The sequence below is a fragment of the Streptomyces tibetensis genome (assembly GCF_040647715.1).
GTDB classification, from domain to species: domain Bacteria; phylum Actinomycetota; class Actinomycetes; order Streptomycetales; family Streptomycetaceae; genus Streptomyces; species Streptomyces tibetensis_A.
In genome coordinates this window covers 279,203-294,362 of record NZ_JBEZCR010000003.1, presented here as the reverse complement: position 1 = coordinate 294,362, position 15,160 = coordinate 279,203, and the positions used below count along the sequence as shown (strand labels likewise).

Genomic DNA, 15,160 nt, shown 5'->3' with positions numbered 1-15,160 from the left:
GCCCTGAAGGGAGCCGACGCCGAATCACGACTCGCACTCGCCGAGGGCTGCCGTCCACCGAAGCCCTCGTCGTCCCCTCTCGGCGAATCGCTGCTCACAAGCGTGAGCAAGCGGTCACCACCCGTCAACACCCGTTCGGTGATATGTCACGCTTGAGGCTTTTGCCGTGGGCGCGCACGGAAGCACGTCCCGGCGCACCGCCGCATGGCCCGGCAGAAGCCGGCGGCCCGGTGCATCCGTGCCCCGGCCCCGCCGCACACACCCGCGGCATGTGCCGCCATACACCGCATCCGGCAGGCGCGGACGACGGGCGACGGCGCTACACCGCTTCGTACGCCAGCCCCTCGAAGGGCGCCCCGCCGCCGTACGCCACCGCGCCGCCCCCGCACGAGGTCGTCAGGTCGCCGGTCTTCGCGCACCGGTCCAGTTCACACCAGATGCGCTTGCCGGTGGCCTCGACGCTCCAGCCCCAGCGGTCGGCGAGGCCGTCCACGAGCGCCAGGCCGCGGCCGCCGGTCGCGTCGTCACCGGCGCACCGGGGCACGGGGGCCCGGCCGCTGCGGTCCGCGACCTCGAGCCGGACCGTGGCCTCCTCCGTCACCACAGGCGGCAGGGACAGCCGCAGGACGGCGGGGCATCCGGTGTGCACCACGGCGTTGGTGACCAGTTCGGAGACGAGCAGGATCAGCGTCTCGGCGAGGGGTTCATCGGCCTGTATGCCGGACCCGGCCAGGCGGGAGCGGGCCCACCGCCGGGCTCGCCCCACTTCTGCGGGGTCGGGCCGGATCTCCAGCTGCACTTGAAGCACCTGCACCGCTCACACCATCCGAACCGGCGGACACTTAGGCTCGCGCCTCACGAGGGCCACGATCGTAGCCATTTTCTGCATGGCCAGAACAACGGCCGGGACAAGGATCACGGAACGTGAATCCCTTGTGGGACAGCATGGTTGACGTACAGTCACGCCAACAAGCGCTTCGGGCATATTCCAGCGCGAAGGAGTACCCGTGCGGCATACTGTGCGACGCTCGCCGCGGGCAGTCGAACAGGCGGCGCGACGGGGTCGCACTGCGCTCGGAGCCACTCGCATCTGACACAAGGTACCGGAGCGGGCAATCGACTCCAGGCCGTAACGAGTCACACTGAGGACACAAGCCGATATCAACGCTCCGTGATTCCGGTGTGCCACGATCCGCGACATCTCCGGGAGCGTGCGCGGCGATACCGCAGCCAGACGGCCCGTCAGGCCGTCTCGGACGCCAGAGCCGCCGCGAGCAGCTCCTCACTCTGGGTTACTCCACCCGCACGCTGGGTTCGAACCCATGCGCGTTTCAGATGCAGATGCACCTCGGACTCCCAGGTGAAGCCCATGCCGCCGTGCACCTGGAGACAGTCGCGGGCGCCGCGCACGGCGGCCTCGTCGGCGAGGAGCCGGGCCGCGGCGATGTCGGCCGGGTCGGCGGTGACGGCGGCGGCGTAGACCGCGGCGCGGGCCGTCTCCGCCCGGACCAGGATGCCCGCGCACAGATGTGCCACCGCCTGGAAAGCGCCGACGGGTCGGCCGAACTGTTCGCGAGCCCGGGCGTGTTGCGCGGCGAGTTCGCCGACGCGGACGGCCGTGCCGAGTTGCTCGGCGGCGCTGAGCAGGATCGCGACGGGGTCGGGTGCGGGCCGCCCGGCGGGGACGCGGTGCAGGGGCGTGAGCGGGTCGAGCGAGCGCAGGGGCACGGCCCCGGTGGCGTCCCCGCGCACGGCGTCCGCCTCCGCCAGCCACTCCACGAGCCCGCCGTCCACGGCCGCGACCACCGTCTCCCCGGTGGCGGCGCCCGGTACGGCCCCGGCCGCGAGGTGGGTGGCGACGAGCGGCCCGGGCAGCAGCACCCGCCCCGCCTCCTCGAACACCAACACGGCCTCCACCAGCCCGAGTCCGACCCCGCCTTCCGCCTCCGGCACCCGCAGGGCGAAGAACCCGAGATCACCGAGAACCCGCCACAGCCCCCGATCGAGCCGAGCCACCCCACCGGGCCCCGCACCACCCCCAGTTCCATCACTCCCCACACCACCGCCACCCCCGAAACCCTCCGCGCCGGTACCCCCGCCGCCACCGCCGACCACTGAACGCCCCGCGCCCGCACCCCCGCCACCATCGCCGGCCACTGAACGCCCCGCGCCCGCACCCCCGCCGCCACCGGAACGCCCCACCCCCTCACCCCCGGCGTCGGCACCGCCCAGCCCCGCACCACCCCGGCCCGCACCCTCCACCGCCGCTCGCAGCGCCTCCCCGTCGAAGCACCGGGCCAGCGCCTCGCGTACAGCCTCCCGCAGGGCCCGCTGGTCGTCGGTCAGGCGGAAACGCACGGCAGGTCACCGTCCCTTCGGCAGGCCGAGGACGCGCTCGGCGATGATGCTGTGCTGGATCTGCGAGGTGCCGGCCGCGATCGTGTACGCCAGTGACGACAGCCGGTCGAGGGTCCACGGCCGGTCCAGGTCGAGGCAGTCGGGGCCGAGCACCTCGGCGGCGGCGTCGTAGAGCTCCTGACGTGCGTGCGAGTAGCGGAGCTTGAAGACCGAACCGCCGGTGCCCGGCACCCCGCCCGACGCCTCAGCCGCGCTGACGTTCCACTGCGTGAGCCGCCACAGCGCCCGGAACTCGGCGTGCAGCCTGCCCAGCCGGCGCCTGAGGCCGGGGTCGTCCCAGCGGCCGTTCCTGCGGGCCTCGACGGCCAGTTCGCCCAGCACGCGCCGGCAGGCCACGACCTCGCCGGCGAACGCCGTACCGCGTTCGAAGGACAGCGTCACCATGGTCACGCGCCAGCCGTCGTTCTCGTCCCCGACCCGGTTCGCCACCGGCACCCGCACCTCGTCCAGGAACACCTCGGCGAACTCGGCCGATCCGGCCAGCGTGCGCAACGGCCGTACGGTGATGCCCGGCGCGTCCATGGGCAGGGCGAGCCAGGTGATGCCCCGGTGTCTGGGGGCCGCGGCATCGGTCTTCACCAACAGCTCGCACCAGTCGGCCACTTCCGCGTGGGAGGTCCAGATCTTGGAGCCGGTCACCACGTAGGCGTCGCCGTCGCGCCGCGCACGGGTGCGCAGGGCCGCGAGATCGGATCCGGCGTCCGGTTCGCTGAAGCCCTGGCACCAGACCTCCTGCCCGCGCAGGATCGGCGGCAGCCAGCGCTCCCGCTGCTCCGCGGTGCCCTCGGCGGAGATCGTCGGGCCCGCGTGCAGCAGTCCCACGAAGTTGGCTCCCACGTAGGGCGCGCCCGCCTTCTCGGTCTCCTCCAGGAAGATCAGCCGGACGCCCGGTGGGGCGTCCCAGTGGACGTCGGCGTATCCGGCGTCGTGGAGCCGGCGCTGCCAGCCGAGGTCGTAGGCCCGTCGCCCCGGCCAGTCGCCGGGGGACGGCTGGGGCGGGAGGCCGGGGAGCACCGCCGCGAGCCACTCCCGCAGCCGGGCCCGGAAGTCCGCCTCCTCGGGCGTGTCCGACAGGTCCATCAGCGATCGAGGTCCAGGTCGAGCATCCGGATGGCGTTGCCCCGCATCAGCTTGTACACCGTCTCGTCGTCGAGGCCCTCGACGTGGTCGAGGGCTACCTCTTTGGTGTGCGGGAAGGTCGAGTCGACGTGCGGGTAGTCGGTCTCGAAGGTGGCGTTGTCGCGGCCGACCACGTCCAGGGACGCCACGCCGTGCTTGTCGCGGAAGAAGCAGCAGTACATCTGCCGGTAGTAGTACGTCGACGGCGGCTCGGGGACCGTGTCGCGCACGCCGCCCCAGGCCCGGTGCTCCGCCCAGACGTCGTCGGCGCGCTCCAGGGCGTAGGGGACCCAGCCCATCTGGCCCTCGGAGTAGGCGAGTTTCAGGCGCGGGAAGCGCACCAGGACCCCGCTGAAGAGGAAGTCCATCATCGAGGCCATGGCGTTGTTGAAGCTGAGGGAGGCCTGGACGGCGGGCGGGGCGTCCGGGGAGGCGGCCGGCATCTGCGAGGACGAGCCGATGTGCATGTTGACGACCGTGCCGGTCTCCTGGCAGACCGCGAAGAACGGGTCCCAGTAGCCGGAGTGGATGGACGGCAGCCCGAGGTGGGTGGGGATCTCGGAGAAGGTCACCGCCTTCACCCCGCGTGCGGCGTTGCGGCGGATCTCCTCGACCGCCAGGCCGACGTCCCACAGCGGGATCAGGCACAGCGGGATGAGCCGCCCGCCGCTGTCGCCGCACCACTCCTCGACCATCCAGTCGTTGTAGGCGCGCACGCAGGCGAGGGCGACCTCCTTGTCGTGCGCCTCGGCGAAGGTCTGGCCGCAGAAGCGGGGGAAGGACGGGAAGCAGAGGGACGCCTCGACGTGGTTGAGGTCCATGTCCTCCAGGCGGGCCTTCGGGTCCCAGCAGCCGGGCCGCATCTCCTCGCGGGTGATGCCCTCCAGGGTCATCTCGTCCCGGTCGAAGCCGACGGCGGCGATGTTGCGCTTGTACGGGAATTTCAGGTCCTCGTAGATCCACCAGTCGGTGGGCTGGCCGTCCGGGTCCATGGTGATCCGGTACTTGCCGCCGATGTAGGCGAGTTCACCGATGCCGGCGGTCAGCGCCCTGGGGCCGCGCTCGCGGTACTTGGCCGGCAGCCAGGTGTCGAAGAGGTGGGCGGGCTCGATCACGTGGTCGTCGACGCTGATGATGCGGGGCAGTTCGGTCGCCATGGGTCCCCTCCGCCGGACGGTACTTACCTGATGGCTCGTCAGATAGCATCCCACCTGACGACCCGTCAGCCAAGGAGCTTGCCGAGCAGCAGGGGGCAACCGTGAACGACACCCCGCACGCCCTGAGCGCGTCCCGCACGCTGTGGGAGCTGGTCACCCGCCGCGCGGCCCGCACGCCCGACCGCCCGCTCTTCCTCCAGGGCGGCCGGACGCTGACCTTCGGGGCTCTCCACGCCCGCGCCGAGCGGGTCGCGGCGGGGCTGTACGGCATGGGTGTCCGACCCGGCACGGTGGTCGCCTGGCAGCTGCCCACCCGCATCGAGACGGCCGTGCTGTCCTTCGCGCTGACCCGGCTCGGCGCCGTGCAGACCCCGGTGATCCCCTTCTACCGGGACCGCGAGGTCGGCTTCGCACTGCGCGAGTCCCGGGCGGAGTTCTTCGCGGTGCCGGGCACCTGGCGCGGCTTCGACCACACGGAGATGGCCCGGCGACTGGGCGCGAAGGGCGTCTTCGAGGCCTACGACGACCTGCCCGAGGGCGATCCGTCCCTGCTGCCTCCCCCGCCCCGCGACGGCACCGCCGTCCGCTGGATCTACTGGACGTCCGGCACGACCTCCGACCCCAAGGGCGTGCTGCACACGGACCGTTCGCTGCTCGCGGGCGGCTCCTGTCTCGCCCACGCCCTGCGCCCCTCGGCGGACGACGTCGGCTCGATCGCCTTCCCGTACGCCCACATCGGCGGCCCCGACTACACGGTGATGCTGCTGCTGTACGGCTTCCCGGCGGTGCTGTTCGAGCAGTTCGCGCTGCCGGACGTGTTGCCGGCGTACCGCGCGCACGGGGTGACCATGGCGGGCGGGTCGACGGCGTTCTACTCGATGTTCCTCGCGGAGCAGCGCAAGACGCCGGGAGAGCCGGTGGTGCCGTCGCTGCGGCTGCTGGCGGGCGGCGGGGCGCCCAAGCCGCCGGAGCTGTACCACGCGGTCGTGCGCGAGATGGGGGTGCAGCTCACCCACGGGTACGGCATGACCGAGGTGCCGATGATCACCATGGGGACGCCCGACGACCGCCCCGAACTGCTGGCGACGACCGAGGGACGGCCGCCGCAGGGGATGGAGATCCGGATCGTGGACGGGGAGGTGCGGCTGCGCGGGGAGGCCGTGTGCTGCGGGTACCTGGATCCGCGGCAGACGGCGGAGGCCTTCGACGACGAGGGGTTCCTGCGCACCGGCGATCTCGGGCGGCTCACGGACACCGGGCACCTGGTGCTCACCGGCCGGCTGAAGGACGTGATCATCCGCAAGGGCGAGAACATCTCGGCCCAGGAGATCGAGGACCTGCTGCACCGGCATCCGGCGGTCGGGGACGTGGCCGTGATAGGGCTGCCCGACGCGGCGCGCGGCGAGCTGGTGTGTGCGGTGGTGGAACAGCCGCCGGGCGCCGAGGGCTTGACGCTCGCGGACGTCACCGCCTTCCTGCGCGCCGAGGGGCTGTCGGTGCACAAGCTGCCGGAGCGGCTGGAGGTGGTGGACGCCCTTCCGCGGGGCGAGACCCTGCGGAAGGTGCTGAAGTACCGCCTTCGCGAGCGCTACCAGGGCAGATGATCCGCTGGGGGCCGGAGCTCCAGGGGCGCGGGGAACTGCGCGAACAACCAGGGACAACCCGCAGCCGGCACCCCTGAACACCCCCTACGGCGAAGGAGCGTCGACATCCTCCGGCGCGGACACGTGGCACTACTCGGGCACGGTGAAGTAGCGGGCAAAGGCCGGGACGACCTCGGCCTCGCCGACCTTGCCGTCCCCGTCCGCGTCGAGCGTGGCGGCGGCCGGTCCGGCGACGTCCTCGGGGACGCCGAGGCACTTCAGGACGCGACCGGCCTCCTCGACCGTCGCCGCGCCGTCACCGTCGGTGTCGGCGACGTCCAGGGCCGCGTGCAGGAAGGGGCGGGCGATCTCGGCGAACCGGTCGGGGTTGTCGCGCAGGCGCTTGACCGCGCCGTTGACGAACTCACCGCGCGTGATGCGCTGGTCGCCGTCGCGGTCCGCTATCCCGGCCATGCCCTGCCAGAAGGCCTCGGCGCCGCCGTACAGGGCCTGGCCCTTGTCGGACCGGGCCGCCACGGCGAACTCCGTCAGCAGCGCCTTGGCCGCGCCGTAGAAGTCCTCGCGGTCGATGTAACCGTTGCCGTCCTGGTCGAAGGTGGCGAACCGGGCGGCGATCCTGCGCTCGTACTCGCTGCTGACCATGTCTCTTTCGGGCCGCCTTACGTCGGGTGGGGTACGTCTGCGTCGGAGCGTACGACGGAGGGAGCCGTTCGGGCACACGAAAACGTCACTTGTGCCAAGACCGGGGGAATTCCGGGACAACGGCGTGCCGGAACGGCGACATTCGCCGTACCGTGCGTCATCGGGCCATCACGCGGACAGGGGTTCGCCCTCGTCGCCGAGGGCGGCGTCCACATCGCCGTACACGTCGAACAGTCTGCGAACGCCCAGCGCGCCGAGGACCCGGTTGACGTGGGATCCGTCGGCCGCACCCCGGGCGGGCAGCACGAGGCGAAGCCGGCCCTGGCAGGAGCGGATCAGCCGGCGGGCCGCGATGAGCACGCCGACGCCGCTGGAGTCGCAGAAGAACACTTCGGACAGATCCAGGACGAGACAGTGATGCCCCTCGGCCACCACGTCGTGCACGCGCTGACGCAGCACCGGCGACGTCACCAGATCCAGCTCGCCCGACACCTGGAGCACGGCCCATTCGCCCTGCTCACCGCTGGTCACTTTGAAGGTCACCACCACGCCCTTCGATCGCCAAACCGGAAGCAGACCCTACGCTTCCTTGCTGCGCGGCTGCCCAGCGGCGGTTCCCCGAAACGCAACCCGGAAAACGGATCCCCCGCAGAAGAGGCTTGATTTAGCCGACTTCGATCCTGTTCGATCCTTTTTCGGTCATGCCTGATCGGGGCGCGGTGGGGTAGGCGGGTGCCCAAAGGCCTCCGGTGCGAGTACCGGCGTCCTCTACCACTTGCGGCCGGTCAGGGGGCGCACATTGCCACAAAGGGGCGTGCGCGACCGGACGTGCCGACTACATTCGAGGAGACATCGGGCACAGGCTGGACAGGGCACGGCTCGCGGGACACGAGCAGGGGGTGAGGGGGCCGCATGGCGAAAAAGGACGTACCGCCTCGCTGGGACCGCAAGATGCAGCAACGGCTCGCCCGCGGCGAAGCGGCAGCCCTGGGCGAGCTCTACGACCGGTTCGCCTCCCTCGTGCACGGCCTCGCCCACCGCGTGCTCGGCGACGAGCGCGCCGCCGACCGAGTCACCCGCGAGGTCTTCGTCCACGTCTGGGAGCATCCCGATTCCTACGACCCCAGGCAGGGTCCGCTGCGCACCTGGGTCGCCTCCCTGACCCACCGGCTCGCGGTGCAGCGGCTGCGCGCCACCGAGACCGCCGCCCTCGCCCGCGAAGGCTCCGGCACCACGGAGGAACTGGAGCACAGGGTGCGCCGCGCCGCGGTCGCCGCCCGCGCCGACTACATCGTGCAGTCCATGCCGGTCCCGCTGCGCTCGGCCCTGGAACGGGCCTACTTCCAGCGCCGCGACTACCGCCAGACGGCCACCGACCTCGGCATCACCGAGGACGAGGCCCGCCGCCGCCTGCGACTCGGCCTGCAACTGCTCTCCACGGCCCACGACACCGAGGCACCGGGCGCACCGCCCGGATACGGGGGTGCGGTGTGAACGGGCCGGACGGGTTCGAGGCGTACGAGGACGGCGACCGGGACGAGGGCCACGAGAAGAAGGCCAACCCCTGGGGCGAACGCGACATCCAGCAAGGAAGCGGCAACAACGGGCACGCCATCGGTTCCCCTCCGGAACCCGCCCCGCCCGCCGCACCGCACGGGCCGGGTGGACCCGGAGAGCCTGGCGGACCTGGGGGGCCGGGTCGACCTGGGGGGCCGGGTCGACCTGTAGGGCCGGGAGGACCTGGGGGGCCGGGTGGACCTGGAGGGCCTGGGGGGCCGGGTCGACCTGGGGGGCCGGGTCGACCTGTAGGGCCGGAAGGACCTGGGGGGCCGGGTGGACCTGGAGGACCTGGGGGGCCGGGTCGAGCTGGAGGGCCGGGAGGAGCGGCGGGGGCAGGCGAGACGGGCGGGCCGGCAGGGTCGCAGCGGGACGAGGGCGGTGATGCCGTGGAGCGCGGGCGTCCGCCGCGGATCCCGACGCCCCGGGCCTCCGTCGAGGACAGCGGGCTGGCGCTGCCCGCGCCGGCCGAGCTCGGCGACCTGCCGGCGCCGACCGCTCCGCCCGTCCTCGAGCACCCCGTGCTGAAGGCCCTGCTCGGCGCCTGGGCGCTGGCCGCGTGTTCGGCCGAGGAGGCCACGGCCGTCGAGGAGCACCTCGGCGCCTGCGGTTCCTGCGCCGACGAGGCCCGGCGGCTGCGCGAGGCGGTCGGGCTGCTGCAACGCCCCGAGAGCCTCGACCTGGACCCGGGACTGCGCACCCGCGTCCTGGACACCTGCCTGGAGCGGCGCCCGCCGCGCATCCCGGTACCGGAGTGGGCCGCCGCGTACGACGCCGAGACCGCGCGCCTGGACGCCCTGCTGCAGGACTTCGGCGACGCCGAGTGGCACGCGCCGGTACGGCTGCGCTGGTTCCGCTCGGACGAGTCGACGAGCCGCCGCACCACCGTCGCCGGGGTCATCGCCCATCTGCTCAGCGTCGACGGTCTCGTGGGGGTCGCGCTCGGCCTGGACGACCCGCTCGGCGACGTCCCGTCCCGGCGCCCCACGCCGGCGGCCCGCACCGAGGCGTTCTGGCGCGCCTCCCACTTCCCGCCCACCCGGTCCGTCCGGGTGCCCTGGCGGGAGCAGAGCCACAGCCTCGTGCGCACGGTGTCCTTCACGGGCGGCGGTGCCGGGAAGACGCCGGTGTCGTACGGCGACTTCGAACTGCCCCTGCACGACGCGATGCTGGATCGCGCCTTCGAGTGCTGGGTGCACGCCGAGGACATCGCCGACGCGGTCGACTACCCCTACGACCCGCCCTCGCCGCGCCATCTGCACCGCATGATCGACCTGGCGGCCCGCATGCTGCCGACGGCCCTGGCCCACCGCCGACGGGCCGGCCTGGCCTCCCCCGCGCACCACCGCCACCTGGTCGCCGCGGGCGAACCCGGCCGCAGCCTGCGGCTGGAGATCGAGGGCTCGGGCGGCGGCGAGTGGCTGATCCCCCTCGACTCCCCCGCGGCGAAGGGCTCCGCCGAGCACGAGGTGGCCCACGTGGCCCTGGACGGCGTCGAGTTCTGCCGCCTGGCCGCCGGCCACGTACCCCCTCAGGAGGCGGCGGCAGGCCAGGTGGGAGACAGAGAGGCGATCAGAGACGTCCTCTTCGCGGCGGCATCACTGAGCAGGATGTGAGGTTCTTGGGGGCGCGGGGAACTGCGCGAACAACCACACACGACCCGCGCCCGCCACGAAACAGGACGACCCGAGCTCCTAGGCGAAGATCACAGTCCGCCGTCCGTTGAGCAGAATCCTCCGCTCGGCATGCCACTTCACGCCCCGGGCCAACGCCTGGCACTCCACATCGCGCCCGATCGCGACAAGCCCCTCCGGCGTCACGTCATGCCCGACCCGCTCGACCTCCTGCTCGATGATCGGCCCTTCATCAAGATCAGCCGTCACGTAATGAGCGGTCGCACCGATCAGCTTCACACCCCGGGCATGAGCCTGGTGATACGGCTTCGCCCCCTTGAAGCTCGGCAGGAACGAGTGGTGGATGTTGATGATCCGCCCGGAGAGCGCCTTGCACAGGTCGTCCGACAGCACCTGCATGTACCGGGCGAGCACGACCAGCTCGACACCCTCCTCACGCACGATGTCGAGCAGCCGCCCCTCGGCCTCCGCCTTCGTGTCCTTCGTCACCGGAATGTGATGGAAGGGGATGTTGTACGAGTCCACCAGCTCGGCGAAGTCCGTGTGGTTCGACACCACTCCGGCGATCTCCACCGGCAGCGCCCCGGTCCGCGCCCGGAACAGCAGGTCGTTCAGGCAGTGCCCGAACTTGCTGACCATCAGCAGGATGCGCATCTTCTGGTCGGCCCGGTTGATCTGCCAGTCCATCTGGAAGGAGTCGCCGATCGCCGCGAAGCTGGCCCGCAGCTTCTCCACGGTCACCGGGACGTCAGCCGAGAAGTGGACCCGCATGAAGAACAGTCCCGTGTCGTGGTCGCCGAACTGCTGGCTGTCCTCGATGTTGCAGCCGGTCATGAACAGGTAGCTCGACACGGCGTGCACGATGCCCTTGCGGTCAGGGCAGGAAAGGGTGAGGACGTACTGGTCGGCCGGGACCGCGGCGCTGGTGGACTGCTCGTTCATGCAGGACAGGTTCCCACAAGGACCGACACGACCGGCAATCGTCCCGCAGGTCGGACCGCCGCCGGAGCGCCGGGCCGGCCGGGGGCGAGACCGCTCGCGGACCTCCGGCGGTACGGCCGGGCCGACCGGGTCGCGAAACCGCTACGCGGACCTCGTCATGATCCGCAGCACGTCCAGGCTGCGTGGCGCCGCGTCCGGCTCCTCACCGTCGCTCGTGGCGAGCCGCACATGCGCGTCCCGGGCCGCCTGGACCGCCTCCGGCCACGCCTCGTGCTGGAGGTACGCGGCGACCGGCGCGTCCGGCCCGACCTGGTGCATGATCCGCAGCACCCGCAGCACCGCGGTGTCCACGAGGGCCGCCTCCTGCGAGTCGCGGAAGATCGTGCCGACGTACTTCTCGGCGGACCAGTGATCCAGCCAGGTGTCCTCGACCAGCCGGTACACCGCGTCGGTCACGTCACCGTAGCCGTCCGCACCGGCCAGCCAGACGTCCCGCTGGAACCCGGGGTCGGAGAGCATGTGCAGCGCCGAGCGCACGTTGCTGCGCCAGCGCCACCACGGCATGTCGTTGACAGGCATGCCGCCCATGGTGGATGAGCGACGGCCACGACGGGAAGAGTTCTCCGAAGCTTGCACGGTCATCGATCGTACGTTCCCCTCCACATCGGTCACACCGAACCCCGCAATTCACCTGTGCGTCACCCATTGTTGATCCGGGATCACGCACGGGTTAGTCGTGTGACGGAATCGTGCGGAACCATGACCGGCAGGCGACGCACCCGCAGCACATTCCTCCCCGGCCTCCTCACCCGTCACGCCAGACACGGCCTCGTCTCGGCGGGCACGGCGGTCGCGTGCGCGTCGCTCCTCGCCGGATGCGGGGTCGTCCCCGGCACCACGGGGGATGTCGGGGACGACACCATCACCGTCATGACCTGGGCCCCGCAGGACACCAAGGCGACCAACAAACCCGGCATGCCCGCCTTCGCCCGCGCCTACGCCCGCTGGATCAACGCCAAGGGCGGGATCAACGGCCGCAAGCTCAACGTGCTGACCTGCAACGACCACAACGACAGCGTGGCCGCCGCGAAGTGCGCCCGGCGGGCCGCCAAGGAGAACGTCGTCGCGGTCGTCGGATCCTACAGCCAGTACGCGGACTCCTTCTTCCCCTCGCTCGAGGGCGCGGGCATCCCCTACCTGGGCGGCTACGGCATCACCAACGCCGAGTTCACCAGCCCCCTGTCCTACCCCGTCAACGGCGGTCAGCCCGCGCTGCTCGCCGGTCTCGGCAGTGCTCTCGCCGACTGCGGGCCCGTCGCGCTGATCCGGCCCGACACCATCGCGGGCGACCAGCTGCCCCCGCTGCTCGACTCCGGTCTGAAGGCGGGCGGGCACCGTGCCTCGAGCGACCTGCGGGCGGAGGAGGACGCCACCGAGTACGACGGCCAGGCCCAGCGGGCCCTGCGCACGACAGCCGGCGACGCGACGGACGACGGGTGCGTGGTGCCCGCGCTCGGGGACCGCAACGGCACCTTCATGGACTCCTTCCGGCGGGCCCGGGAGGACTTCCCCGAGGTGCGGACGGCGACCGTGCTGGGCAGCGTCGACCAGACGGTGATCGACGCGACCGGCGGGGCAGCGGGCCCGTACGAGGGCTCGTACATCACCGGCTGGTACCCGGTGGCGAGTGATCCCCGCTGGGACGGGATGAAGCGGGTGATCCGCGAGCAGGCCTTCGGCGACAACCGCATCGACCCCGCGGACGCCGGAGTGCAGACCACGTGGATCGCCTACACGGTGTTCCGGCAGATCGTCGAGTCGCTCGGCGACGGGGAGGTGAGCGCCGACACCGTGGAGGAGGCCCTGGACGACGGCCTGCAGGTCAGCACGGGCGGGCTCACGCCGACGCTGCGCTGGCGGTTCCAGGACAAGCTCGCTGCCGTGGGCTTCCCCCGCCTGGTGAACGCCAACGTGACCCTCCAGGTGGTGCGGGACGGGCGGCTGGTCTCGGCGCGCAAGGGCTTCGTCGACACGACGCGGACGCTGGAGAACGCCGACCTGAACGACTGACCGCCGCCCCCGCCCGGGCGGTCCACGCCGAGCGGGCCGTCCGCGTCACGGCTGCGTCGGCGTCTCCCTCACAGCTGCGTCGGCTGGCGCTCGGTCAGCCCGTACTTCTTCGCGATCCCGTTCCACAGCCCGGCCGCCTTGGCCTTCTCGGTGCTGGCGACGCCGCTGGCCCGGTTGCCGGCCAGGGTCTGGTTGGTGGTGCGCGCCTGGCCCTTCTTGCAGCCCTTCTTGCCGGCGGTCTGGTCGGCCCAGGCCGCGTAGTGGTTGTCGGCCGAGGCGGAGGCCTGCCAGGCCTTGGTGAGGGCGGTGGTCAGAGCGGCGTGGTCGGGCAGCTTGTCCACCTCGATGCCGGAGAGCCGGGTGACCAGCCCGCTGCGCTGCTTGGCCGCGTCCCGCAGGTTCTTCGCCGCCTGGGGGAGGTTGTCACAGCCCCTGACGTCGGCGACCGCGTTGATCACGGTGCTGCGGCTGTTGCCGCTGTCGGAGAGCAGCTTGTCCAACTCGACCGCCTGGGCCCGGGCCGGGTCGGCCGACGGCGAGGCGGAGCCGTCCGTCGCGGGGGCGGAGGCGGCCACGGTCTTCTTGTCGCCGCCGTCGTCGTCACCGCCGCCTCCGCCACCGGCGAGCAGTGCGCCCGCGCCGACGCCGAGCACGGCGATGCCGATGCCGACGGCGGCGATGACGGGGACGCGCGATCCGGAACGGCCACCACGCGAGCGGCCTGCGGCGGGCGGGGCGTGGGAGGGCCGGGGAGCGCCGCCGTACGCGGGCTGCGGCCGCGGCTGCTCGACGCGGGGCATCTGCTGGGTGGCGCCGGCCGGGCTGTCGGCGCCCTGGTCACTGCGGAAGAGGTTGTCGAACTCGGCGGGCGGCTGCTTGTTCCCACCGGGCACCGGCGGGATGTACTGCGTCGCCTCGGCGTCCGGGTGCGAGCCCGACGGCAGCGGGCCGGCTCCCGCACCCGCCCGGGGCCCGGTCCCGAGGTACCGCGTCTCCTCCGGGTCCGCCCCGGCAGGTGTCTCGGGCGGCAGCGCCCCCGGGGACACCGGGGGTATGTACTGGGTCGCCCCCTCGTCGGCGGCCGCCGCGACGGGCGGCAGGTACTGCGTGGCCGCGGCGGCGTCCCCCGCGACGGGCGGTATGTACTGGGTCGCGCCCTCGTCCGCGGGCGCGGGCAGCGGGGCGCCGCCGTACGACTGCTGGGGGGCTCCCCCACCCGGAGCGCCGTACGCCCCACCGACACCCGGCTGACCGGCCCCGTACGCACCGGCTCCCGGCTGCGGCTGGGCTCCACCCGCGGCGGGAGCACCGTAGACATCGCCGGCCGGCTGACCGGCACTCTGCGGGTATCCGTACCCGGAGCCTCCGTGCGGCTGGTTGGGCGGGCCGGAGCCTTCCGGGGGCAGCGGGGCGGACCCGGCTGTGGCGCCGTACGGGGCGTACCCGGCGGTGTCCGCGGGCGGCTGGGCCGTGCCGTACGGGTCGGGGTTCGCCGGTGTGCCGGCGTACGGGTCCGGGGACCGGGTGCCCTCCGGGGGCAGGGCGCCCGGGGCCTGGGCGTCCCACCCGGGCTGCTCCGGCGTGCTCCACTGCTGGGGCTGGGACTGCCAGGTCCGGCCCGGCGGCGGGGGCGGGGTCTGCTGCTGGCCGGGGCCCCACGGCTGACCCCAGGTCTGCCCCTCCGCGGGGGCCGACGTCTGCGGCGCGCCCGCCGAAGGCGGGGCGGGCCGGCGGCCGGGGGCTTCGGCGGGTCCGCCCGTCATGCCCGGCAGCAGGGGCTCGCCACCGTCGGAGGGCAGCACGATGCCTTCGCGCGCGGGGCGCGCCGAGGGCTCCTCGCCCTGTCCACTCTGCGTCACCGGGACTCCTACTTATGGGGGACCTTGTGAATCGTCGGGTCACGCTACCGGGTCCCCAGAGCCCCGTGCCACGCAGCACAGGGCCCGACCGCATGCCCTGTGAGCGCGGTAACAGCCGCGGGTCACGGCGCGTTGCCCCTGTCACCTCCCCCGCACGC

At 72.6% G+C, this 15,160-nt stretch carries 13 protein-coding genes; 4 read left to right on the top strand and 9 right to left on the bottom strand.

All coding sequences use genetic code 11. The features are described from left to right. Window positions 1-319: 319 nt before the first annotated feature. From AB0B29_RS10010 to AB0B29_RS09995, 4 genes are all read right to left on the bottom strand, one after another. Window positions 320-799 (bottom strand): ATP-binding protein, encoded by a 480-nt coding sequence (locus tag AB0B29_RS10010; RefSeq protein WP_362237227.1) that lies wholly within the window; start codon window positions 797-799, stop codon window positions 320-322. Window positions 800-1,242: 443 nt separating this feature from the next. Further along, window positions 1,243-2,016, bottom strand: a complete 774-nt coding sequence (locus AB0B29_RS10005) for an acyl-CoA dehydrogenase family protein (protein ID WP_436845816.1) — start codon at window positions 2,014-2,016, stop codon at window positions 1,243-1,245. Between the two features lie 348 nt (window positions 2,017-2,364). Then, complete coding sequence (locus tag AB0B29_RS10000) at window positions 2,365-3,498, bottom strand: acyl-CoA dehydrogenase family protein (protein ID WP_362236444.1); 1,134 nt, start codon at window positions 3,496-3,498, stop codon at window positions 2,365-2,367. Then, window positions 3,498-4,694 carry an amidohydrolase family protein gene (locus AB0B29_RS09995; protein WP_362236441.1) on the bottom strand — a complete coding sequence of 399 codons (1,197 nt, stop codon included), beginning with the start codon at window positions 4,692-4,694 and terminating at the stop codon, window positions 3,498-3,500. The genes AB0B29_RS10000 and AB0B29_RS09995 overlap by 1 nt, the downstream gene beginning before the upstream one ends. A 101-nt stretch (window positions 4,695-4,795) precedes the next feature. Between AB0B29_RS09995 and AB0B29_RS09990 the strand changes: the two genes are divergently transcribed. Continuing rightward, window positions 4,796-6,298 carry a class I adenylate-forming enzyme family protein gene (locus tag AB0B29_RS09990; RefSeq protein WP_362236438.1) on the top strand — a complete coding sequence of 501 codons (1,503 nt, stop codon included), beginning with the start codon at window positions 4,796-4,798 and terminating at the stop codon, window positions 6,296-6,298. Between the two features lie 129 nt (window positions 6,299-6,427). Here the strand turns inward: AB0B29_RS09990 and AB0B29_RS09985 are convergent, their stop codons facing one another. Next, the gene (locus AB0B29_RS09985; protein ID WP_362236436.1) at window positions 6,428-6,940 is read right to left on the bottom strand and encodes an EF-hand domain-containing protein; all 513 of its coding nucleotides are present in this window, start codon (window positions 6,938-6,940) and stop codon (window positions 6,428-6,430) included. 168 nt (window positions 6,941-7,108) lie between these two features. Continuing rightward, entirely contained in the window at window positions 7,109-7,489 is a 381-nt protein-coding gene (locus tag AB0B29_RS09980) for an STAS domain-containing protein (RefSeq protein ID WP_362236434.1), read from the bottom strand. Window positions 7,490-7,852: 363 nt separating this feature from the next. Here AB0B29_RS09980 and AB0B29_RS09975 point away from each other — a divergent pair, with 363 nt between their 5' ends. Both AB0B29_RS09975 and AB0B29_RS09970 read left to right on the top strand, forming a co-directional pair. Continuing rightward, window positions 7,853-8,434, top strand: coding sequence for a sigma-70 family RNA polymerase sigma factor (locus tag AB0B29_RS09975; RefSeq protein WP_362236431.1), 582 nt, complete (start codon window positions 7,853-7,855; stop codon window positions 8,432-8,434). Between the two features lie 452 nt (window positions 8,435-8,886). Continuing rightward, window positions 8,887-10,113 carry a zf-HC2 domain-containing protein gene (locus AB0B29_RS09970; RefSeq protein ID WP_362236429.1) on the top strand — a complete coding sequence of 409 codons (1,227 nt, stop codon included), beginning with the start codon at window positions 8,887-8,889 and terminating at the stop codon, window positions 10,111-10,113. 78 nt (window positions 10,114-10,191) lie between these two features. Here AB0B29_RS09970 and purU read toward each other — a convergent pair whose 3' ends face one another. Both purU and AB0B29_RS09960 read right to left on the bottom strand, forming a co-directional pair. Then, a complete protein-coding gene (gene purU, locus AB0B29_RS09965; protein ID WP_362236426.1) occupies window positions 10,192-11,073 on the bottom strand; it encodes a formyltetrahydrofolate deformylase in 882 nt (293 codons plus the stop codon). Between the two features lie 141 nt (window positions 11,074-11,214). Next, entirely contained in the window at window positions 11,215-11,715 is a 501-nt protein-coding gene (locus AB0B29_RS09960; RefSeq protein WP_362236424.1) for an SCO4402 family protein, read from the bottom strand. A 117-nt stretch (window positions 11,716-11,832) separates the two neighbouring features. Here AB0B29_RS09960 and AB0B29_RS09955 point away from each other — a divergent pair, with 117 nt between their 5' ends. Beyond that, window positions 11,833-13,143 carry an ABC transporter substrate-binding protein gene (locus tag AB0B29_RS09955; RefSeq protein ID WP_362236421.1) on the top strand — a complete coding sequence of 437 codons (1,311 nt, stop codon included), beginning with the start codon at window positions 11,833-11,835 and terminating at the stop codon, window positions 13,141-13,143. Window positions 13,144-13,211: 68 nt separating this feature from the next. Here the strand turns inward: AB0B29_RS09955 and AB0B29_RS09950 are convergent, their stop codons facing one another. Continuing rightward, window positions 13,212-15,002 (bottom strand): hypothetical protein, encoded by a 1,791-nt coding sequence (locus AB0B29_RS09950; RefSeq protein WP_362236418.1) that lies wholly within the window; start codon window positions 15,000-15,002, stop codon window positions 13,212-13,214. Between the last annotated feature and the right edge of the window lie 158 nt (window positions 15,003-15,160).